The following is a 21,027-nucleotide window of genomic DNA, read 5'->3' as shown; positions in this document are numbered from 1 at the left end:
AATAAACTTATTTATAAGAATTAGATCTACTAACACCAAACTTCATATAACTAAAAAGCATGAAAACTAAACCTATTAACTTATTCTGTATTGCTCTGACTGTTTTACTAGCCAGCTGGTCAAATAATATAATGGCCCAAAATTCAAAGCCTTACGATTCGTACGAAAACATTGAGTTTAAAATGGCAAAAATCCAGGAGCCACAAATCCCTAATAATACTGTAAACATAAAGGATTTTGGCGCTATTAACGGTGGGTATGTTTTAAATACTAAGGCTTTCGCCGATGCCATAGATGCCGTTTCAAAAAAAGGTGGAGGAAAAGTTATTATCCCTCCCGGAATCTGGCTTACAGGTCCGATTATCTTGAAAAGTAATATTGAATTACACGCTGAAACAGGCGCTTTAATAAAATTTTCAACCGACAAAAGTTTGTATCCAATTATTCAAACCAGTTTTGAAGGGCTAAATACATGGCGTTGCATCTCTCCTATTTATGGTAAAAACCTTGAAAATATTGCTTTTACAGGAAATGGTGTTTGGGATGGTTCAGGAGAAGTTTGGAGACAAGTTAAAAAGAGCAAATTAACTGAAAGTCAATGGAAAAAAGTCATCGCTTCTGGCGGTGTTTTAAATGATAAAAAAGAAAGCTGGTATCCATCTGAGACTTTTATGAAGGCTTCTGTTGGTGCTGATCAAAATGTACGTTTGGATTTAAAAACCAAAGAAGAATTTGAGGCTATTCATGATTTTCTTCGTCCGGTAATGGTGAGTATTCAGAATAGTAAAAGAGTTCTTTTTGACGGACCGGTTTTTCAAAATTCACCAGCATGGAACATTCACCCGCTTATGGTTGAAGATTTAATCGTTCGTAATGTTACGGTTAGAAATCCATGGTATTCTCAAAACGGAGACGGACTTGACGTTGAATCATGTAAAAATGTATTGGTAGAAAACTCTAGTTTTGATGTTGGTGATGATGCCATTTGCATCAAATCCGGAAAAGACAAAGATGGTCGTGAAAGAGGTGTTCCATGCGAAAATATTATCGTAAAAAACAATATCGTATATCACGGACATGGCGGTGTAACTGTTGGAAGTGAAATGTCGGGTGGCGTAAAGAACCTGCATGTTTCAAATTGTACTTTTATGGGAACTGATGTTGGACTTCGTTTTAAAAGCAACAGAGGACGTGGTGGAGTCGTAGAAAACATTTTTATTTCGGATATTTTTATGACTGATATTCCATCACAGGCTATTTCTTTCAATCTTTATTATGGAGGAAAATCTATAGAAGAAACGTTAGCGGAAGGCGATACTAAAATTAAAACCAAAATACTTCCTGTAAACGAAGAAACTCCTCAGTTTAAAAATATCTCAATCAAAAATATTACGATTAAAGGTGCACAACAAGCCGTGTTTTTGCAAGGGTTGCCAGAAATGAATCTGCAAAACATCGAACTTTCTAATTTGATTATAACGGCTGATAAAGGGTTTTCAATAATTGATGCCAATGGAATTAAAATTACAAACGCAAAACTAGATATTAAGAATGCAACGATATTCGAAATTTACAATGGTAAAAATATGATACTGAAAGATGTTGAATTCAACTCAACTTCAGCAAAAGCCGTTACAATTGATGGTGCTGCAAGTGAAAAAATAGAATTAGTTTCTTCTAAAAAAACAGAATATGCTAAAAAAACAACTATTAGCGAAGCTGTTTCAAAAGGAGCTGTAAAACTTTAAAAGCACTAAAATCCACAATAAACCCGTTACTTATAATTAGTTAAGTAACGGGTTTTTATTTTGTTTAAAAGTTTAAATAGTCAAGGGCCTTTTAAATAGAAGACAAACGATACAAAAACAATCTACTTTAAAAAATAATCTTAATTTTGCGATATGATTCGAATAACGTTAATTGGTTCCGGAAATGTTGCTCAGCATTTGATAAAAGCTTTCTCTAAAAGTGAAGCTGTTGAAATTGTACAAGTATTTTCGAGAAAAAAAGAAACTCTGGCTTCTCTAATTGATTATGTTAAAATTGTAAATGATTTTGAAGATTTAAAAGAAGCTGACTTATATATCATTACTGTTTCAGATAATGCAATTTCAGAAGTTTCACAACAATTACCGTTCAACAATCAACTTGTGGTTCATACTTCTGGAGCAGCTTCTATTGAAACTTTAGACGATAAAAATCGTAAAGGTGTTTTTTATCCACTTCAAACTTTTTCAAAGAATAAAGACATCGATTTTTCTGTAATTCCGATTTGTCTGGAAGCTGAAAATACATTTGACTTTCGTATTTTGGAAACTGTTGCAAAAAGTATATCAAATGCTGTTTTTCCAATAAATTCAGAACAACGAAAAGCATTGCATGTCGCAGCCGTTTTTGTAAATAATTTCACGAACCATTTATATCAGATTGGTCAGGAAATTTGCGAGGAAAATCAGGTTTCGTTTGAAATTCTGCAACCACTGATTCAGGAAACGGCCGAAAAGATAAAAACTTTAGATCCAATTGATGCACAAACCGGACCTGCAAAACGCCATGATTCCAGCACAATTGAAACACATTTGAATTATTTAACCAAAGAAAATCAAAAGAATATTTATAAAATACTAACACAATCTATACAGCATAATGGCAAAAAGTTATAAAGAAATAATGAATGACATCACAACGTTTATTTTTGATGTTGATGGCGTACTTACAGACAGTTCAGTTTTTGTAACCAATGAAGGAGAAATTCTTCGCACGATGAATATTCGTGACGGTTTCGCCATGAAAGCGGCTGTAGAAAGTGGCTATAATGTCTGCGTTATTTCTGGCGGAAGCAATGAAGGAGTTCGTGTGAGACTTCGTAATTTAGGGATTACAGACATTCATTTAGGGACACCGGATAAAGTAAAAACCTTTAAAGAATACACCGATATTTATAACATAAAACCGGAACAAGTTTTATATATGGGTGATGATATTCCTGATTTTCATGTTATGAAATTAGTTGGATTACCAACCTGCCCACAAGATGCAAGTCCTGAAATCAAAAATATTAGCCGTTATATCTCACACGTGAAAGGCGGAAGAGGTGCTGCACGTGATGTAATTGAACAAGTAATGAAAGTGCAGGGAAAATGGATGGAATATTTTAACGGAAAACATGATTAATCTAAGTGTTTATTTTGTTTCATGTTTCAAGTTTTGGAATCGCGTAAACTTTGACAAGTTTCCCACAAGCCTGAAACTTGAAACATGAAACAAAGAAACCTAAAAAAAACTTCGCAACTTAGTCCCTCAGAACCTTAGAACCTACAAGAAATGAAATATCTCAAACTCATTCGGTACCAAAATCTATTAATGCTTGCTTTTATGCAGCTATTATTTCGTTATTCATTTTTAAAACAACAAGATATTCAGTTGGCTTTAACTGATTGGCAATATGGATTATTGGTTTTGAGTACTGTTTTACTGGCAGCTGCAGGTTATGTCATTAATAACATATTTGATGTTGCCTCAGACACCATTAATAAACCAAATGATGTTGTTATTGGCAAAGGAATTTCTGAAACCAGAGCCTATAATATTTACTTCGGATTGAATATTACGGGCGTTGCTATTGGATTCTACTTGTCAAATGTGATCATGAGGCCTGGTTTTGCTACTATTTTTATCTTAATTGCTTCTTTGCTTTATTTCTATTCGACAACTTTAAAACAGATCATGCTTTTAGGAAATTTTGTGGTGGCATTACTACTTGGATTAAGTGTTATCATTATTGGTGTCTTTGATATTTTCCCGGCAACAGATGTTGACAATCAGGCGCAAATGGCAAGTTTATTTTCAATATTACTTGATTACGCTTTGTTTGCTTTTATGATTAACTTTATTCGTGAAATAGTTAAAGATATTGAAGATGTAAATGGCGATTATAATCAAGGAATAAATACATTACCAATTGCAATTGGAATTAGCCGAGCCGCAAAAATTGCTTTGGGATTTGCTATTGTTCCCTTTATATTATCGTTGCTTTATATCAATAAATACTTTGTAGAAAACGATCTTCTTATTGTAACTTTATATGCCTTTGCTTTTGTTTTAGCCCCTCTTTTATATTTCATTGTAAAAATATTTAACGCAAAATCACAAAAAGATTTTCATCATTTAAGTACCGTTTTAAAATTAATTTTGCTTTTCGGAATTTTATCAATATTAGTTATTACCTTAAATATTAAGTTCAATGCTTAAAGAAAAATTAAAAAAATACACACTGATTCTGGCTTCTGGTTCGCCACGAAGACAGCAATTTTTTAAGGATTTAGATTTAGATTTTGAAATTCGACTGAAAGATGTTGAAGAAATTTATCCGCCTGAATTAAAAGCAGTCGAGATCACTGATTTTTTAGCGGAATTAAAAGCAGATGCCTTTGAAGGTGAACTCAAAGAAAATGAAATATTAATAACCAGCGACACAATTGTATGGCATCAAAATAAAGCTTTAGGAAAACCTAAAAATGCTGAAGAAGCTTTTGAAATGATCAGATCAATGTCGAATACCACTCACGAAGTTTTTACATCCGTTTGTTTTAAAACCAACACTGCTTCTACTCTTTTAAATGATGTTACTAAGGTAACTTTCAATGATTTATCAGACGAAGCTATTTTATATTATATAGAAAACTATAAACCTTACGACAAAGCTGGTGCATATGGTATTCAGGAATGGTTTGGTTTTATGGCAGTTGCAAAAGTTGAAGGCTCTTACACCAATGTTATGGGATTACCGACAGCAAAAGTTTACGAATATTTAAGTACTTTAGTGTAAAAAAATAATTTATGTTTTCTTTTAAAGAATATAGTCAGGAAATATTAACAACTATAATACTTCTTTTAACCCTGGTGGCTTTAAGAATTATTGTTGCCAAATTAATTCGTCGCTACGCCAGCAGCAGTCAATTATTAGAACATCGAACAAATTTAGTGATCAAATACATTCATATTTTGATGAATATTTTGGTTACGATAAGTTTGATTATAATATGGGGGGTTAATACCGAGGATATTTTTTTTACGGTTTCCTCCGTTACAACTGTAATTGGCGTTGCATTGTTTGCACAATGGTCTATTCTAAGTAATATTACTTCTGGAATGATTTTATTTTTCTCATTTCCTTTCAAAATTGGTGACACGATCAAAATTCATGATAAGGATTTTCCAATTGAAGCTGAAATCGAAGATATTAGTGCTTTTCATGTTAACTTAAGAACCAAAGAAGGCGAAAGAATTATTTTTCCTAATAACTTATTACTCCAAAAAGGTATTTCGATTATGCCAACGCACTACGAGGACAAGGAGTTTTTTGATTAAGGATTGAATGGGAATTTTATAACGTTAGTACAGAAACGTACAACGTTATTTTTGGAAAAAATTAAGAATTTTGTTTAGATCTAATTCAGATTTCTAAACCTAATTTTTATCACCACAATGATTCGTTCAATAAAATTGCCTTTTTATGCAAAACTTTCCCTTATACTTGTAAGTTTAATTTGTTTTGCTGCAATATTCTGCATCGGAAAAGATATTATTACACCTGTATTAATGGCCTTTTTATTTGCCGTTTTATTACTTCCAGTTTTCACCTTATTAAATGTAAGATTTAAATTTCCACGGCATCTTGCTGCAATAATTTGTGTCCTTACATTTGCCGCATTTATTGTTGGAATATTGGTTTTTATCTCTTATCAGGTTAAGGATATTGCCAATGATTTTGACGCTATAAAGAAAAATACCAATTATTTTATCTCTGAGGTTCATAAATTTGTAAAGGAGAATTTTCATATAAGCATTGGCGAACAAAAAAAATACCTTGACACCGTAACAAAAGATTCGGTAAAAAATGGAGGCGCTGGTACTGTCGGTTCGGCGATATTATCTATTACAGATCTTCTTTTAGATTGTACCATCATTCCTATTTACACTTTCTTGTTTCTGCTTTATAAAGATCATTTTATTCTTTTCCTGGCAAAATTGATTAATAAAGAAGATCACGCTGCTTTAAAAGATATTCTGTCACAAATTAGACTTTCAATAAACAATTATATTGTCAGCTTATTGTTAGAAATGATAGTCGTTTCAATTCTTACAGGTTTAGGCCTGTGGATTGTTGGAGTAAAATATTTTGTTCTTTTAGGATTAATAACCGGAATATTAAATTTGATACCTTATATAGGAATAACAATCGCCGGCGTGATTAGTCTTTTAGCTTCCTTGACCGGAACTCCTGAAACTTCGGTAATTTTAAGTATTTTACTTGTAAATATTATTGTTCAGTTAATCGATAATAATCTTCTTGTGCCTTTAATAATTAATTCAAAAGTAGAGATCAACGCTTTTGTATCTATTTTGGGAATTATTGTTGGTGGTGCAGCAGCAGGAATTTCGGGTATGTTTTTGGCAATTCCATTATTAGCAATTTTAAAAATTATTTTTGAACGAATCGAATCTTTAGAACCGTGGGGCTATTTAATGGGCAATCACATGCCAAGAAAATTTACGTGGCGGATTAGAAAAGCTAAAATTGAATCGAAAGTAGGCTAATAACAAAGATTTTACTCTTATTTTACTTATATTCATGTCAAAATCTTATTTGTATAGTAAAAAAAATACCTGAATGTCTCAAATTAAAAAAATAGTGTTTTTTATCTTATTATGCTTTTGCGTGCAAATTACTCAAGCACAAGTAGATACTAAAAAAGAAGACCATAAAGGTAAAAAAGATACCACTGAAATCTATACAAAGATTCGGAATTACTCTAAGAAAAATAAATTTACTCAAACACTTCATAAACTTTTATTTAGAGCAAAAAAACCTCGAAAAAAGGAAAATTTTATTGTTCATCAGGATACTGCCGACTATACTGGTAAAATTATCCGTCGAATAAATATTGTAACATTAGATCCATTTGGACATTCCATTACCGATACGACTCAGGTACCACAAAATTGGGGAGAAAGAACAGGAAACAGGCTACACCTAAAAACGAAAAAGATTGCCATTAAAAATCTATTATTATTTAAGCGAAATTCTGTTTATGACAGTTATAAAGTACAGGAATCGGAGCGTTTAATTCGTGCTCAAAAATATGTGACCGCAGTTCGAATAAGTCGTGAAGTGGTCGGGGCAGCTTCTGATTCTATTGACATTACTATTCGTGTTTTAGACTCCTGGAGTACTATTCCGAGATTTTCGATTTCGAGTAATCAGGTTTCGGTTGGATTTAAAGAAAAAGATTTTTTTGGGTCTGGTCAACAACTGGAATACCGTTTTACTAATCGTTTTGATGATGGGAGAAACGGTAATGATGTAACGTATACCGTACCGAATATCAAAAACACATATATCGGAGCAACTTTACATTACAATATTGATCTTGACAATAACTATTCTAAAACAATAAATATAGAACGTCTCTTTTATTCTCCGTTAACCAAATGGGCCGGTGGCGTATATGTAGGACAGGATTTTAGAAAAGATACTTTACAGGCACCAGATATGACATATGCGTATCAGCCTTTTAAATATAATTTTCAGGATTTTTGGGCTGGAAAAGCATCTAAAGTATTTGAAACCGAGAATGGTGGCATAACCAATCTGATAGTTTCAGCTCGTTTTCTAAATGTGAATTTTAGTGAGAGTCCGTCAGATTTGTATGATCCGACAAATTTTTATTCGGATCAAAAACTAATTTTATCAGGAATTGGGCTCAATACCAGAAAGTTTATCAAAGACAGTTATATTTTTAGAAATGGACAAACTGAAGATGTTCCTATTGGTCGAATTTATGGAATTACACTCGGTTATCAGTATAAAAACACATTTTGGCGGCCTTATATAGGAGGGCAATTTTCTTTTGGAAACTATTACAGATGGGGATTTTTCAGTACTAATTTTGAAGCAGGTACTTTTTTTCATCAGTCCAAGACTTATGAAACAGCCTTTGCGATTGAAAGTAATTATTTTACAAAACTATATCGTATAGGAAATTGGAAACTAAGACAATTTGTTAATCCGAGAATTGTTATTGGAGTAAATCGTGAAGATATTATTGGTGATCAATTAAATATAAACGAACGAAATGGTTTAGCCGGATTTAACAGTGCTGTATACGGAACAAATAAAATGCTTCTGTCTCTTCAAACCCAAACTTATTCTCCTCATGCACTTTGGGGGTTTCGTATGAATCCGTTTTTTAATTATTCAATTGCAGTTTTAGGAAGCCCTAATAATGCGATGGGACGAAATAAAGCCTATTCTAAAGTGACCCTTGGCCTGGTCATCAGTAATGACTACTTAGTTTTCAGTTCTTTTCAATTGTCATTGTCATACTATCCAACTATACCATTTGAAGGAGATAATGTTTTCAAAACCAATACTTTTGAAACTACAGATTATGGTTTACAGAGTTTTGAACTTGGAAAACCAAGAATTGTGGATTATAAATAAAAATGAAATATTTTTCAATTTTATTTCATTTCCTAAGCATTTCAAAACAAATTAAAAATCAAATATTTACAACAAAACTAACCAATTACCGATCGGTAAAATGCATATTTTATCCGACCAAATACATTTGCATTTTATTTTTGGCACAGTATATGAATATCCTTAAACAAGAGTAACATTAAAACTTAAAAAAAATGAAAACAATAAAAATAGCAATCGCCGGATTATTCCTTTTGGTTGCAAACGCCACGCAAGCCCAAGTATCAATTAATGTTAATATAGGTACACCTCCAGCTTGGGGTCCTTCAGGATATGCTGAAACAGAATATTATTATTTGCCGGACATTGAAGCATATTACGACGTAAGAGCATCACAATTCATTTATTTTGGTGGTGGAAGATGGGTTAGAACGACTTATTTACCGAGACAATACAGAAATTATGATTTATATGGTGGTTATAAAGTAGTCTTGAATGATTATCACGGTAGAACTCCATATACATACTTTGACCGTCATAGAGTAAGATATTACAAAGGATATCATGGTGCTCCTCAAAGACCTTACAAACCAAGACCGGTTTATGGTTATAGTGATCGTCATGATAATCACAGAAATTACAAGCATTATGATAAGCATGATCGTCACGATGATCACCATGACAGACACGACAAACATGATAGACACGATGATCATGGACATGGAAGAAGATAAATATTTGCTAAATAGTTAGCATTCAACACAAAAGAGTATCAAAAATTTGATACTCTTTTTTTATGCACACATAGTATTTCAGGATATTGTTAATTCATTAAGAATTTGATATAAATATATAAGAAACAAACACTTAGCATGAATTATTATAAATATAATATACCTTTGCACCCAATTAAACCCAAAAAAAGGTAATGAAAAAGAGTGTTTATTTATTTTCGTTTTTAGCTATGTCACTTTTCACGTTTTGTGATAATAATGATGAAACCACTAATAACGACCAGGCAAAAGAAAATACTATTGAAATCAACAATGATGTTACATCTTTGAACAAAAGATTGGATTACACAAATTCAGGAGTTATTACCATTACAAATGCTTCAGCATCAAAATTATTAAAAAGCAGTCAGGCAACTAGTGATTTGCCTTTAGTACAAATTGCTGAAATAAATCCACCAATCGATAGTAACGGAAAAACTTTACAAGCCAACCACGTAGCTGTAAACGGAAACTATGCTTATGTAGCGTACACAATGAGTGGCGATGTTTATTCTGGTGCAATTGATGTGATTGATGTTTCAGATCCTTATAAACCTAAATTAATTACATCAGCATTAATTGCTAATACTGATATTACATCACTTACCTACTCTAACGGAAATTTAATTATTGCCGGAGCGACTGATATCGATAAAGATCAAACATTAACCAATCCGTCAATTGTAATTAATATGCAATTGAGTTCAGGTTTGCTTACGGATAAATATACCATTAATAACCTTGAAGGAAAAGTTACAACGGATGTTGCTGCAAATTCAGCATCGTATTTTGCAGTAACTGGAGATGCCGGAAGTTTATATAAAATCAACAGCTCATCTAAAACAATTTCAGGAAAAATTGAATTGGCAGATTTACGTACGGTAGCCGTAAGTGGTGATAAAATTGTTACTTTAAGTGGTACTAAAGGTGTAAATATTTACAATGAATCTACTTTAGCATTGCAAAAAACTTTTGTAACATCTACAGATGTTAGTGGAGCAAAAAGAACAATGGATTTTGACGGAACAAAATTATTAGTTTCTGAAGGATATAATGGTTTAGGAGTTTACGATATTAACAATGGTTCTAAACTGCAAACAATCGGAATAACAACTGCCGGAGAAGATAATGTAACCAATGCAGTTTCTGTAAATGATGGATACGCTTTCGTAGCAAATGGTGCGGCAGGTTTAAATGTTTACCAGTCAGGTTCTCAGTTTAGTTTAGTTGGAACTGTTGGCATAACCGGTTCATCAAACTATGTAAAATCGAGCGGTAATTATATCTATGTTGCCAGCGGAAAAGGTGGTTTAAAAATCATTAAAATGGAAAAACCAAATACGACATTTGCAAGCTGTTCACAGTACGGAGCTTACAATCAAGGTCAAAATTTGATTTTAAATTCAAATGAAATAAAATCATTCTCAGGTTCAACAGCTATTAGCTCTGTGATTATTAATTCTGGTGGAATACTAACACATTGTGGTTCTATATCAGTCCAAAATACATTGATTTTAAATAGCGGAGGAACTTTTAATATGAGAGGAACTCTAGCTCAGGGAAAATATCAACAACAAAATCCAACGGAACTTATCATCAATAGTAATGCAACATTACAAATTGAAGGTTCTGTCGTAATCTGGGGAGATTTGAGATTAAACAGCGGTGCTAAAATTAATTTTATCGGAACCGATTCTTCGATTACCATTTACGGAAAAGTAACAAAAAATAGCGGCGTAACCATTACTGGAAATTATAAAGACACAGAAAACAAATTGAAATAATTTCTGTAATCCTAAGAAATACCACATGATTTAAATTTTTAGATCAATTCTTTTAAAGCTGTCAGATTTTATCTGGCAGCTTTTTTTTTGGAATAAATTTTGTTGAAAGAAAGTCAATAACTAAACATTAACATTTCATTTAAATAGTGTTCAACAATATAATTACTATTTTTGAGCCTCTTTCAAAAACACCACAATACGCTATGCGAAAAATTCAGTTACAAATTCTTCTATTTTTTTTAACAGGAATTTCAATTTCTTTTGCACAACAACCACAAAAACCTAGTTCTGTTGAGATTTATAATCAAATAAAAAAACTTAACTTTTTAGGTTCTGTTTTATATGTTGCCGCTCATCCTGATGATGAAAATACACGTTTAATTTCTTATATGGCAAACGAAATGAATGCCAGAACTGGTTATTTGTCACTGACTCGCGGAGATGGTGGTCAGAATTTGATAGGTCCGCAGTTGCGCGAATTACTTGGTGTAATCAGAACACAGGAATTAATTGAAGCCCGAAAAATTGATGGTGGAGAACAGTTTTTTTCACGAGCAAATGACTTTGGTTTTTCAAAAACGCCAGATGAAACTTTACAAATCTGGGATAAAGATAAAGTCCTTGCTGATGTTGTCTGGACAATACGAAAATTTCAGCCAGATGTAATCATTAATCGATTTGATCACCGCTCGCCGGGCACTACACACGGACATCACACATCATCAGCGATGTTAAGTGTCGAAAGTTTTAAACTGACAAATGATTCTAAAATCTATCCTGAACAATTAAAATATGTAAAACCATGGCAGGTTAAAAGACAGTTTTTTAATCCTTCCTGGTGGTTTTATGGAAGCCAGGAAAAATTTGATGCTGCCAATAAATCGAAGTTTACCAAATTAGAAACCGGCGTTTATTACACCGGTATCGGAAAATCAAATCAGGAAATTGCTGCTTTAAGCCGCAGCCGCCACCAGTCTCAAGGATTTGGAAGTACTGGCGCTCGTGGTGAAGAAACAGAATATCTGGAACTTATAAACGGAGAAACTCCAACGGAAAGAGATAATTTATTTGATGGAATTGATACTTCATGGAACCGCGTTAAAAACGGTAAAACAATTGGTGAATTAATTTCAAAAATCATCTCAAAATATGATTTCAGTAATCCTTCAGCAAGTATTCCTGACTTGGTTAAGGCGTATTCCATGATTGAAGCTTTAGATGATGATCATTGGAAACCTTTAAAAGCTACAGCGATAAAAAATATTATTGCTTCTTGCTCTGGTTTATATCTTGAAGCTGTTGCCAGCGAACAGGAAGCAACACCAGGAAGTACAATCAAATTAAGTCTCGAAGTGATTAACAGAAGTCCTGTTGAGATGCAATTGACAAGTGTAACTTCTTTACCAGATAACAAAACAACTGTTCAAAATAGCATTCTAAAAAATAATAACGACCAGAAGAGTATCCTTCAAATACAACTTCCGGAGAATTTAGAATACACACAGCCGTACTGGCTTAAAGAAAAAGCAACTGTTGGAATGTACACGGTTTCTAATCAGGAAAATATCGGAATTCCGGATATTATCAGAGAAGTTAAAGTGGTCTTTAATATAAAAATTAATGGAGTAGAAATTCCGTTTGAGCGCACTGTTGTTTACAAATACAATGATGGTGTAAAGGGAGAAATGTATAATTTCCTTGATATTGTACCAGAAGTTACGACTTCAATTTCTGAAAAAGTATTGATTTTTAAAGACACTAATAGCAAAATGATTCCGGTAAAAGTTCGCGCCGGAAAAGATGCTATTACGGGGAAATTACAATTAGAATTGCCAAAAAGCTGGGTAGTTTCGCCAAAAGAGATTACGTTTTCATTAAATAAAAAAGGAAATGAACAAACTTTTTATTTTGAAGTTACTCCTCCGGTAAATCAGGAAGAAACTGTTGCAAAAGCCATAGCTATTGTTGACAGTAAACGTTTTGACAAAGACGAAACGATTATCGATTATAGCCATATTACGAAACAAATGGTTTTAAAACCAGCTGAGTCAAAATGTATACGAATTGATTTGAAAACTTCTGGTGATGCCATTGCTTATATTATGGGTGCTGGTGATGAAGTTCCGGAAAGCCTGGCTCAAATGGGATATAAAGTTACCATTTTAAAACCCGAAGAAATTACGCCTGAAAGGCTAGATTCTTTCAGTACAGTTATGACAGGTGTTCGTGCTTACAATACTGTAAATGCTTTGGCTAACAAACAAAAAATACTTTTTGATTTTGTAAAAAGTGGTAAAAACATGATTGTGCAGTATAATACATATGGCAGAATGGTAACTGATCAGATTGCACCTTATCCGTTAAAAGTATCAAACGATCGTGTAACGGAGGAAAATGCCAAAATAACTTTCTTAGCACCAAATCACCCTGTTTTAAATACGCCAAATAAAATCACTGAAAAAGACTTTCAAGGCTGGACACAAGAACAAGGCTTGTATTATCCAAACCAATATGACCCTGCCTTCACTCCTATCATTTCATCACATGATAAAGGTGAATCGGCTAAAGATGGTGCCTTATTAATCGCACCATATGGAAAAGGATACTATATTTACACTGGTTTAAGCTTTTTTAGAGAATTGCCGGAAGGAGTTGCCGGAGCATACCGATTGCTCTCTAATATCATTTCGCTAAAACAACCAATAGAAGCTCCTAAACAAGAATTAAAGAAATAAAAATCGCAAAAATGGAAACCAAAAAACAAAAAAAATGGAAGAAAAGCTATACCTACGTTTTGGTAGCTAACGCCATTTACATCCTGATTTTTTTCTTAATCATGCAATTATATTCATAACCTATGCAACTATTTGACTGGATCGTACTGATTGTTACCCTTTTATTCATTGTTGGATATGGTTCCTGGAAAACCAAAGGAAGTAAAAATGTTGAAGATTTTATTCTGGGAAACAACGAAACGCCTTGGTATACTGTGGGACTTTCGGTTATGGCAACTCAGGCCAGCGCAATTACGTTTTTATCCACACCTGGTCAGGCTTATCATGACGGAATGGGATTTGTGCAATTCTATTTTGGTTTGCCAATTGCTATGATTGTGATTTGTGTGACTTTTATTCCCTTATATCATAAAAACAAGGTTTATACCGCCTATGAATTTCTAGAGAAACGTTTTGATGTTAAAACACGCTCATTGGCAGCAATTCTTTTTTTAGTGCAAAGAGGTTTAGGAACCGGATTGACCATTTATGCTCCGGCGATTATTTTGTCGGCACTTTTAGGTTGGAATTTAACCATCATGAACATCATCATTGGACTTTTGGTTATTATTTATACTTTTTCAGGAGGAACAAAAGCCGTCAATGTAACGCAGAAACAGCAAATGTTTGTGATTATGTCCGGAATGTTCATCACCTTTTTCCTGATCTTGCATTACCTTCCAAATGATATGACTTTTACCAGCGCGATGCATATTGCAGGTGCCAACGATAAAATGAATATTGTTGATTTCTCTTTTGATCCGGAAGAAAAATATACTTTTTGGAGTGGAATTACAGGAGGTTTCTTTCTGGCCCTCGCCTATTTTGGTACAGATCAGTCTCAGGTTGGTCGCTATTTATCCGGAAAATCGGTTCGTGAAAGTCAGATGGGACTAATCATGAACGGGCTTTTGAAAGTTCCGATGCAATTCTTTATTTTGCTGACCGGAGTTATGGTTTTTGTCTTTTTTCAATTCAATCCTGTTCCGCTAAATTTTAATCCGAATAATAAAATTGTAATTGAAAAATCGGCTTATAAAGAAGAATATCACGCTTTAGAGAAAAAACTAATCACACTTTCAGAAGATAAAAAAGTAATCAATTTATTGTACATCGATCAGCTTAATCAGGATTATGATAACCCTATTCTGCGTAAAGAATTGGTGGCTTTATCCAACAAAGAAAAAGATCTTCGCGACCGTGCCAAAGAAATCATTTCGAAAGCAGATAGCAATAGCGAAACCAACGATAAAGATTATGTCTTTTTCCATTTCATTTTGCATTACTTGCCAAAAGGTTTAATTGGATTATTATTAGCGGTAATTCTATCGGCAGCAATGTCATCAACGGCTTCAGGATTAAATGCTTTGGCTTCGACAACGGCAATTGACATTTACAAACGAAATCTGAAAACCGAAAAATCTGAAAAACATTATTTGAATGCAACCAAATTCTTCACCTTGCTTTGGGGAATTGTAGCAATACTTTTCGCCTGCGTGGGAACTTTGTTTGAAAATCTAATCCAGTTAGTAAATATCATTGGATCCATTTTCTACGGAACAGTTTTAGGAATCTTTTTGGTCGGATTTTATCTGCGTAGAGTTCAGGCAAAGCCAATGTTCTACAGCGCAATTATCAGCCAGATCACTATTTTTATTATCTATTATTTTATGATTGCTATTTACCCAAGCGGTCAGGAAAAACTAGGTTACTTATGGTTGAATTTTATTGGTGCGATTTTGACAATAGTATTGGCGTTAATAATGCAGGTTTTATTTTTTAAAGGGAAACCGGATGATGAGGAAGTGGTTTTGGAGTAATTAAACAACCCTACATGACAAAGCAAGAATTTTTATTCCATCTGCACGGAGCTAGTTTAGTTGCTCTTAAATTTGCTGAACGCTATGTCAAAGACAAGTTGACTACTGATTTTAAATACAATGTAATTTTCACACCTTCTCATCAAACTATAAACCCAAGTCATTTTGATTTTTATCCTGAAGATGAGGGAATCATAAAATTAAATTTGACTGATAACGAAGTTGTGAATTTACTTTATCGAAATAATAAAATTCCAATTTGGATAGATATAAGTGTTCTTAAGTTAAGCAGAAAAAGTACAACTTTTAATCTTCTTTGTGCTGGAAGATATTCTGATAGCAAAGAAGAATTTTACTATAGAAGTGATGGATCAGCTCCCTTTGGCATTAAAAGTCCGACGCTTCCAATTAATTATAAAGAAGGAAAAAAATTCAGATTGTAAAAATGACTAATAAATGAAAGTTCTAAAACTTCAAATTTTATAAAAATTAAAAGTGCCAATCATCCTCAGTTTGGTTATTTTGAATTTCAGTTTGGATATAATTCGGCCAGAATTTCCCGCGAGAAACAACAATCAGAAATTTTAAAATGCATAATTGATTTTATAAATCAATAAACTTTTGTATCTTATTCAGGTCTAATTTAGTACTAATAAAACACTAAAAATGAAGCCATTAATTGTTTTAATTTCTGTTTTTTTATTATTTAATCTTTTAATAAGATTTACGACTGACCAATTTGATTTTCCTTTAGCAGCCAGAATTGCAATGTGCGCCATGCTTTGTTTTACAGCTGTTGCTCATTTTTTTTTCACCAAAGGAATGGCTATGATGATTCCGCCTCAAATACCTTTTAAAACTGAATTAATCTACATTACAGGAGTAATTGAAATATTTCTAGGGATTGGTCTTTTGATATCCGGTTTAAAAATATATGCAGCATGGTCGATAATCTTTTTCCTTATCTTTCTACTTCCTGCTAATATCTACGCAGCTGTAAAACACATAGATTATGAAAAAGGTAATTTTGATGGCAATGGAATAACTTACTTGTGGTTCAGGGTTCCATTGCAACTTTTATTTATTGTGTGGGTCTATTTAAGCACAATTAAAATTTGGTAAATTTATTTAGTAATTTGAAATTGCTTTTCCATTTAAATTGGTATTAAAAATTCACAAAATATATTTATTATGAAAGATCTAAAAAAATACAGCAATAAAACAAAAGCTGCTTTCATTTTACTGATTGTGATGTTGATAATCTTATTGAGTAACTTCAATACATTACGTAATTCAAAAAAAGTAAACGAAAACATCAATGCGATTTACAACGACCGTTTGATGGTCTCCCATTATATTTTTCAATATTCAAAAGAACTGCATTTTATAAAAAGTGAAGCCGAAAAACTGAATTTGAGCGATAATATTAAAAAGGATGAAATTATTCACACCTTAAAAATTGTTCACAGCATTGATGATTTATACGCCAAAACAGTTTTGACCAATAAAGAAAAAGAACATTTCGATGCTTTTTTAGCTTCTTGTAAGGAAATCAACAATCAGGTTGAAAATAAAAACTGGAATAAGATTGCCTTTGCTAGCGGTGAAGCCTTGAAAACTTTAGAATCGCTGTCTCAAATTCAAATAAAAGAAGGAAAAGCAAAGTTAGCCAGTGCCAACAAGATGTATAACGACAATAATAGTCTCGGGCAATTACAGATTGCTTTACTAATCGTTTTGGGCGGAATCACTTTCTATCTTCTGATTGTAAAAAAGATCAAAAGAAATATCAAGATCCCCGAGCCACCGAGTATGAATTGATTTATTTCAGTTTTCGATCTTCTTCTTTAATTGCAAGATCATTTATGCTTGCAAATCTTTTTTGCATTAAACCATTCGAGTCAAACTCCCAATTTTCATTTCCGTAGGCTCTAAACCAGTTTCCGTTAAGATCTTGGTATTCATATTCAAAACGAACAGCAATTCTATTATCTGTATGAGCCCAATATTCTTTCTTTAATTTGTAATTGGTTTCTTTTTTCCATTTTTGAGTTAGAAAATGAACAATTTCTTCTCTTCCATTTACAAATTGATCCCGGTTTCTCCATTCGCTATCAACGGTGTAAGCTTTTGAAACTCGTTCCGGATCCTGACTGTTCCAGGCATCTTCTGCCAACTGAATTTTTTCTATTGCTGTTTCTAAGGCGAAAGGTGGCAATGGTAATTTTTGCTCCATTTTTATGAAATTAAAGTTTGAATAATTTTTTTGGATTGCTCAATAAGCTGATTCGATTTGAATAATTGACTTTCGATTATACAACTCTCAAACAATAAATAAACATGATCTGATAACAGTTCGTTATTTATAATATTCTGAAAATAAGCTCTCAAGTCGTGTTTGTGACTTTGCAGTACACTTAAAATTTTAAGATTATCTGAAGGAATTTCAGAAAGTATATTTAAAAAACTACAGCCTCTGAAGTTTTCATTTTTATTCATAAAGATTAAAAAATCAAACGAAGCCAATACTTTTGATTTGGCCCCTTTTTCAGTAGAAGTAAATTGTTCCAATTGATTAAACCAGAAAGAATGACGTTCGTTTAAAAAAGCAACACATAAATCTTCTTTTGATTTAAAGTGCTGGTAAAAACTGGCTTTTGCTACTTTGGCCTCCTCAATAATCTGATTAATTCCAGTAGCATTATAACCTTGTTGATGAAACAATGTAAATGTTTTTTCTAAAATTCGTTCTCTCGGTGACATTCGGATTAAATTTATGAATGACAAATATATGACCTTTTTTCAAATAAACAGACAAGTCTGTCTATTTATTTGAAAAAATGTTATTAAACGATATACTTGTCAAGGTTCAAAACTTTGACAAAGATTGATAAAAACAAAAAAATTCCAAATTCCAAACTTTAACAAGCCTTGGAATTTGGAATTTAAAAATATTGGAATTTCTAAAGCCTTATCTGCTCCACTCCGTGATACTGTCTTTATTCATTTTTACGTAATCTTGATTTTTAGCTGTTTCAGCTGCTGCTAATGAAGCTTTCGCAGTTTCAACAGCACCTTTTTTATCACCTTGTTTAGCCTGGATTAATGATTTTAATCTTAAGATAAAATAGGGTTTGTCAGCGCTCATATCTAAAGATTTGTCAACGTATGTTCTGGCAGTTTCAATGTTTCCGTTTGATTGGAACAAGTATTGTGCTGCAGCAAAATAATCATTTGCAGATGGTCCAGCCAAAACTTTATCAATACTTGCAGTAGCTGTTTTTGCAGTCGGAACTTCGAATTTTAAAGCTACATGAGAGTTTTCCCAAGCCATTTCTAAATATGCAAAATTAGGATCTAAACCATTGATTCCAATTGTAAATGTTTCAACAGGCGTTGGTAACGCATTTTCTTTAACCGTAGTTCTTAAAGCCACATAAGCATCGCTCCAGTTTTCCGGCAATCCCCAGTTGTCTGTAGAAAGATAGAAAATCACTTCCCAGCTTTCGATTTTAGGAATAGTATAAATTGCATATTTTCCCTTTTTCAACGTTTTGCCATCAATAATAACATCATCGCTAAAATTGATGATTGTGTTTTCATTAGCTCCCGTTCTCCAAAGTTTACCAAACGGAACTAAATTTCCGAATACAGCTCTTCCTCTCGCACCTGGTCTTGAATACGTAACTTCAACATCTGTCAAACCAACAGTTTGTTTGATATAAGCTTTAGGACTCGCTTGTGGTGTTTTTATTTGAGCCTCTGTAGCAAAAGGTGCTATTATAATAGCTAATGCAATAAGTAGTTTTTTCATTGTTAGGTTTTATTTGTTTTGTTCAAATTTACAAATTCAATTAGGGAACAAATGTTAAATTTAACTTAATTCAAGCGCCTAGCTGTGATATTTTTTGAGCGTCTAATTCATTAAAATGATTTATAATTAAATTAGCTTCTGACAAATCTTGTAATTTAGAATGGTGACTATTGTAGCCGACACAATAAATACCTGCTGCTTTTGCTGCTTTTACCCCATTTGTACTATCTTCAATGATAATACAATTTTCTTTTGGAGCAATTGACAATGATGCAGCATGCACAAAAATCGCAGGATCTGGTTTTGATTGCGGAAAATCTTCGCCACTTACAATATGAGAGAAATACTGATGCAGATTAAATCTTGTAAAAACACGTTCAATCGTAACTTTTGACGCAGAAGAAGCCAGAATCAGCTGGATACCATTTGCATATAAATCTTTAATCAAATCTTCAACCCCTTCAAGTAAATACAAATCTTCTTTGGTATCAAAAGCATCATTAAAAATACTTCTCTTTCTCTGAATCAAATCTTCTACTTCATGTTCAATCACCGGAAAAAAACCTTTTAAAGTCTGAAATGTATTTCGGGTAGAAAACCCGGTAAACGAAGTATACATTTCTTCAGGTACTTCAATATTTAATTCTGAAAATTGTTTGTAATAGGAATAACGGTGTACGGGTTCAGTGTCTACAATTACACCATCCATGTCAAAAATTACTGTTTTTATCATTTTTTTTTTAAGTTGCTAAGGTTCTGAGATGCTAAGGTTCTAAGGTTTTCTGCTAAAAGCATAGTGTCTCAGAACCTTAGTAGCTTAGTATCTTTTTTTTATTCTTTTTTTAATAAATGACGAATCACCGTTTCTGCTGCGTGAAGGCCAAATAATCCCGGCATATAACTATTGGTTCCGTAGAACGATTTTTTGAAGTTTTTTCCGTCAGTTAATTTTAAGCTTTTTTCATCCTGAATCTCAGAAGAAAAAACCACTTTCAATTTGTTGATTTTTACCGCTTTTAGACGTTTACGAATTGCTTTTGAAAAATAACAATTTATGGTTTTAGAAATATCAGCAACTTTAACTTTCGAAGCCAGCATTTTTCCGCCTGCTCCCATACTGCTTATGATTTTTACTCTTTTGCGTTTCGCTGCAATAATTAAATTAAGTTTTGGCGTAATACTATCAATACAATCCAGAACATAATCAAATTCAGGAGAAACGATTTCAAAAGCTCTCTCCGGAGATAAAAATTCCTGAACTCGTGTTAGTTTTAATTCCGGATTAATATCCATCAAACGATCTCCTACAATAGTTATTTTTGGTTGCCCAACTGTTGAATGCAAAGCCGGCAATTGTCTGTTGATATTTGTAATATCAACAACATCTCCATCTACAATCGTCATATTCCCTACTCCTGCTCTTGCCAAAAACTCAGCTGCAAATGATCCCACTCCTCCTAAACCCACTACCAAAACATTGGAGTTTTTTAAGTTTTCTAATCCTTCTTTTGTAAATAAAAGCTCGGCTCTTTCTGTCCACTCTGCCATATATCTTCTTTTGTTAATTTTGTTTCTTT

Annotated in this window: 20 protein-coding genes; 15 read left to right on the top strand and 5 right to left on the bottom strand. The window is 32.9% G+C overall.

Annotated features, from left to right (window positions below):
* The first annotated feature begins 59 nt into the window (after window positions 1–59).
* The 15 genes from AC6CH4_RS20485 to AC6CH4_RS20415 all read left to right on the top strand — a co-directional run bounded on the left by AC6CH4_RS20485 (window position 60) and on the right by AC6CH4_RS20415 (window position 17,457).
* Window positions 60–1,748, top strand: a complete 1,689-nt coding sequence (locus AC6CH4_RS20485) for a glycoside hydrolase family 28 protein (RefSeq protein WP_498106257.1) — start codon at window positions 60–62, stop codon at window positions 1,746–1,748.
* Between the two features lie 153 nt (window positions 1,749–1,901).
* The gene (locus AC6CH4_RS20480; RefSeq protein ID WP_498106256.1) at window positions 1,902–2,663 is read left to right on the top strand and encodes a Rossmann-like and DUF2520 domain-containing protein; all 762 of its coding nucleotides are present in this window, start codon (window positions 1,902–1,904) and stop codon (window positions 2,661–2,663) included.
* Complete coding sequence (locus AC6CH4_RS20475) at window positions 2,647–3,174, top strand: KdsC family phosphatase (RefSeq protein WP_498106254.1); 528 nt, start codon at window positions 2,647–2,649, stop codon at window positions 3,172–3,174. Before AC6CH4_RS20480 ends, AC6CH4_RS20475 begins: the two co-directional genes overlap by 17 nt.
* Before the next feature lie 201 nt (window positions 3,175–3,375).
* Window positions 3,376–4,251 (top strand): geranylgeranylglycerol-phosphate geranylgeranyltransferase, encoded by an 876-nt coding sequence (locus AC6CH4_RS20470; protein WP_498106252.1) that lies wholly within the window; start codon window positions 3,376–3,378, stop codon window positions 4,249–4,251.
* Window positions 4,244–4,828: a Maf-like protein gene (locus tag AC6CH4_RS20465; protein WP_498106250.1), complete on the top strand. Its 585-nt coding sequence runs from the start codon at window positions 4,244–4,246 to the stop codon at window positions 4,826–4,828. The genes AC6CH4_RS20470 and AC6CH4_RS20465 overlap by 8 nt, the downstream gene beginning before the upstream one ends.
* 11 nt (window positions 4,829–4,839) lie before the next feature.
* Window positions 4,840–5,370 carry a mechanosensitive ion channel domain-containing protein gene (locus AC6CH4_RS20460; protein WP_498106248.1) on the top strand — a complete coding sequence of 177 codons (531 nt, stop codon included), beginning with the start codon at window positions 4,840–4,842 and terminating at the stop codon, window positions 5,368–5,370.
* Window positions 5,371–5,487: 117 nt separating this feature from the next.
* Window positions 5,488–6,600, top strand: coding sequence for an AI-2E family transporter (locus tag AC6CH4_RS20455; RefSeq protein WP_498106246.1), 1,113 nt, complete (start codon window positions 5,488–5,490; stop codon window positions 6,598–6,600).
* A 73-nt stretch (window positions 6,601–6,673) separates the two neighbouring features.
* Window positions 6,674–8,506, top strand: a complete 1,833-nt coding sequence (locus tag AC6CH4_RS20450; protein ID WP_498106244.1) for a hypothetical protein — start codon at window positions 6,674–6,676, stop codon at window positions 8,504–8,506.
* Between the two features lie 194 nt (window positions 8,507–8,700).
* Window positions 8,701–9,219 (top strand): hypothetical protein, encoded by a 519-nt coding sequence (locus AC6CH4_RS20445; RefSeq protein ID WP_498106243.1) that lies wholly within the window; start codon window positions 8,701–8,703, stop codon window positions 9,217–9,219.
* A 194-nt stretch (window positions 9,220–9,413) separates the two neighbouring features.
* A complete protein-coding gene (locus AC6CH4_RS20440) occupies window positions 9,414–11,042 on the top strand; it encodes an LVIVD repeat-containing protein (RefSeq protein WP_498106241.1) in 1,629 nt (542 codons plus the stop codon).
* Window positions 11,043–11,245: 203 nt separating this feature from the next.
* Window positions 11,246–13,777, top strand: coding sequence for a PIG-L family deacetylase (locus tag AC6CH4_RS20435; RefSeq protein ID WP_498106239.1), 2,532 nt, complete (start codon window positions 11,246–11,248; stop codon window positions 13,775–13,777).
* Between the two features lie 122 nt (window positions 13,778–13,899).
* Window positions 13,900–15,636, top strand: a complete 1,737-nt coding sequence (locus tag AC6CH4_RS20430; protein WP_498106237.1) for a sodium:solute symporter family protein — start codon at window positions 13,900–13,902, stop codon at window positions 15,634–15,636.
* Window positions 15,637–15,650: 14 nt separating this feature from the next.
* Window positions 15,651–16,079 carry a hypothetical protein gene (locus AC6CH4_RS20425; protein WP_498106235.1) on the top strand — a complete coding sequence of 143 codons (429 nt, stop codon included), beginning with the start codon at window positions 15,651–15,653 and terminating at the stop codon, window positions 16,077–16,079.
* A 223-nt stretch (window positions 16,080–16,302) separates the two neighbouring features.
* Entirely contained in the window at window positions 16,303–16,758 is a 456-nt protein-coding gene (locus AC6CH4_RS20420) for a DoxX family protein (protein WP_498106233.1), read from the top strand.
* A 69-nt stretch (window positions 16,759–16,827) separates the two neighbouring features.
* Window positions 16,828–17,457 carry an MCP four helix bundle domain-containing protein gene (locus AC6CH4_RS20415; RefSeq protein WP_498106231.1) on the top strand — a complete coding sequence of 210 codons (630 nt, stop codon included), beginning with the start codon at window positions 16,828–16,830 and terminating at the stop codon, window positions 17,455–17,457.
* Between the two features lies 1 nt (window position 17,458).
* On the opposite strand, the gene AC6CH4_RS20410 is transcribed toward AC6CH4_RS20415, so the two are convergent.
* From AC6CH4_RS20410 to AC6CH4_RS20390, 5 genes are all read right to left on the bottom strand, one after another.
* Complete coding sequence (locus AC6CH4_RS20410; protein WP_498106229.1) at window positions 17,459–17,872, bottom strand: DUF1348 family protein; 414 nt, start codon at window positions 17,870–17,872, stop codon at window positions 17,459–17,461.
* A gap of 2 nt (window positions 17,873–17,874) precedes the next feature.
* On the bottom strand, window positions 17,875–18,399 hold the full coding sequence (locus AC6CH4_RS20405) for a TetR/AcrR family transcriptional regulator (protein WP_498106227.1): 525 nt from the start codon (window positions 18,397–18,399) through the stop codon (window positions 17,875–17,877).
* Between the two features lie 208 nt (window positions 18,400–18,607).
* On the bottom strand, window positions 18,608–19,450 hold the full coding sequence (locus AC6CH4_RS20400) for a DUF2911 domain-containing protein (protein WP_498106225.1): 843 nt from the start codon (window positions 19,448–19,450) through the stop codon (window positions 18,608–18,610).
* A 70-nt stretch (window positions 19,451–19,520) separates the two neighbouring features.
* Window positions 19,521–20,183 (bottom strand): HAD family hydrolase, encoded by a 663-nt coding sequence (locus AC6CH4_RS20395; RefSeq protein WP_498106223.1) that lies wholly within the window; start codon window positions 20,181–20,183, stop codon window positions 19,521–19,523.
* A 98-nt stretch (window positions 20,184–20,281) separates the two neighbouring features.
* Window positions 20,282–20,998, bottom strand: coding sequence for a tRNA threonylcarbamoyladenosine dehydratase (locus AC6CH4_RS20390; RefSeq protein ID WP_498106221.1), 717 nt, complete (start codon window positions 20,996–20,998; stop codon window positions 20,282–20,284).
* Window positions 20,999–21,027 lie beyond the last annotated feature (29 nt).

The organism is Flavobacterium sp. GQ95 (assembly GCF_059758655.1).
This window is presented reverse-complemented; position numbering and strand designations above follow the sequence as displayed.

Bases quoted from the DNA above. Each gene is read 5' to 3' on its own strand.
- AC6CH4_RS20485 (WP_498106257.1), top strand. From the start codon at position 60: ATGAAAACTAAACCTATTAACTTATTCTGTATTGCTCTGACTGTTTTA.
- AC6CH4_RS20480 (WP_498106256.1), top strand. From the start codon at position 1,902: ATGATTCGAATAACGTTAATTGGTTCCGGAAATGTTGCTCAGCATTTG.
- AC6CH4_RS20475 (WP_498106254.1), top strand. From the start codon at position 2,647: ATGGCAAAAAGTTATAAAGAAATAATGAATGACATCACAACGTTTATT.
- AC6CH4_RS20470 (WP_498106252.1), top strand. From the start codon at position 3,376: ATGCAGCTATTATTTCGTTATTCATTTTTAAAACAACAAGATATTCAG.
- AC6CH4_RS20465 (WP_498106250.1), top strand. From the start codon at position 4,244: ATGCTTAAAGAAAAATTAAAAAAATACACACTGATTCTGGCTTCTGGT.
- AC6CH4_RS20460 (WP_498106248.1), top strand. From the start codon at position 4,840: ATGTTTTCTTTTAAAGAATATAGTCAGGAAATATTAACAACTATAATA.
- AC6CH4_RS20455 (WP_498106246.1), top strand. From the start codon at position 5,488: ATGATTCGTTCAATAAAATTGCCTTTTTATGCAAAACTTTCCCTTATA.
- AC6CH4_RS20450 (WP_498106244.1), top strand. From the start codon at position 6,674: ATGTCTCAAATTAAAAAAATAGTGTTTTTTATCTTATTATGCTTTTGC.
- AC6CH4_RS20445 (WP_498106243.1), top strand. From the start codon at position 8,701: ATGAAAACAATAAAAATAGCAATCGCCGGATTATTCCTTTTGGTTGCA.
- AC6CH4_RS20440 (WP_498106241.1), top strand. From the start codon at position 9,414: ATGAAAAAGAGTGTTTATTTATTTTCGTTTTTAGCTATGTCACTTTTC.
- AC6CH4_RS20435 (WP_498106239.1), top strand. From the start codon at position 11,246: ATGCGAAAAATTCAGTTACAAATTCTTCTATTTTTTTTAACAGGAATT.
- AC6CH4_RS20430 (WP_498106237.1), top strand. From the start codon at position 13,900: ATGCAACTATTTGACTGGATCGTACTGATTGTTACCCTTTTATTCATT.
- AC6CH4_RS20425 (WP_498106235.1), top strand. From the start codon at position 15,651: ATGACAAAGCAAGAATTTTTATTCCATCTGCACGGAGCTAGTTTAGTT.
- AC6CH4_RS20420 (WP_498106233.1), top strand. From the start codon at position 16,303: ATGAAGCCATTAATTGTTTTAATTTCTGTTTTTTTATTATTTAATCTT.
- AC6CH4_RS20415 (WP_498106231.1), top strand. From the start codon at position 16,828: ATGAAAGATCTAAAAAAATACAGCAATAAAACAAAAGCTGCTTTCATT.
- AC6CH4_RS20410 (WP_498106229.1), bottom strand. From the start codon at position 17,872: ATGGAGCAAAAATTACCATTGCCACCTTTCGCCTTAGAAACAGCAATA.
- AC6CH4_RS20405 (WP_498106227.1), bottom strand. From the start codon at position 18,399: ATGTCACCGAGAGAACGAATTTTAGAAAAAACATTTACATTGTTTCAT.
- AC6CH4_RS20400 (WP_498106225.1), bottom strand. From the start codon at position 19,450: ATGAAAAAACTACTTATTGCATTAGCTATTATAATAGCACCTTTTGCT.
- AC6CH4_RS20395 (WP_498106223.1), bottom strand. From the start codon at position 20,183: ATGATAAAAACAGTAATTTTTGACATGGATGGTGTAATTGTAGACACT.
- AC6CH4_RS20390 (WP_498106221.1), bottom strand. From the start codon at position 20,998: ATGGCAGAGTGGACAGAAAGAGCCGAGCTTTTATTTACAAAAGAAGGA.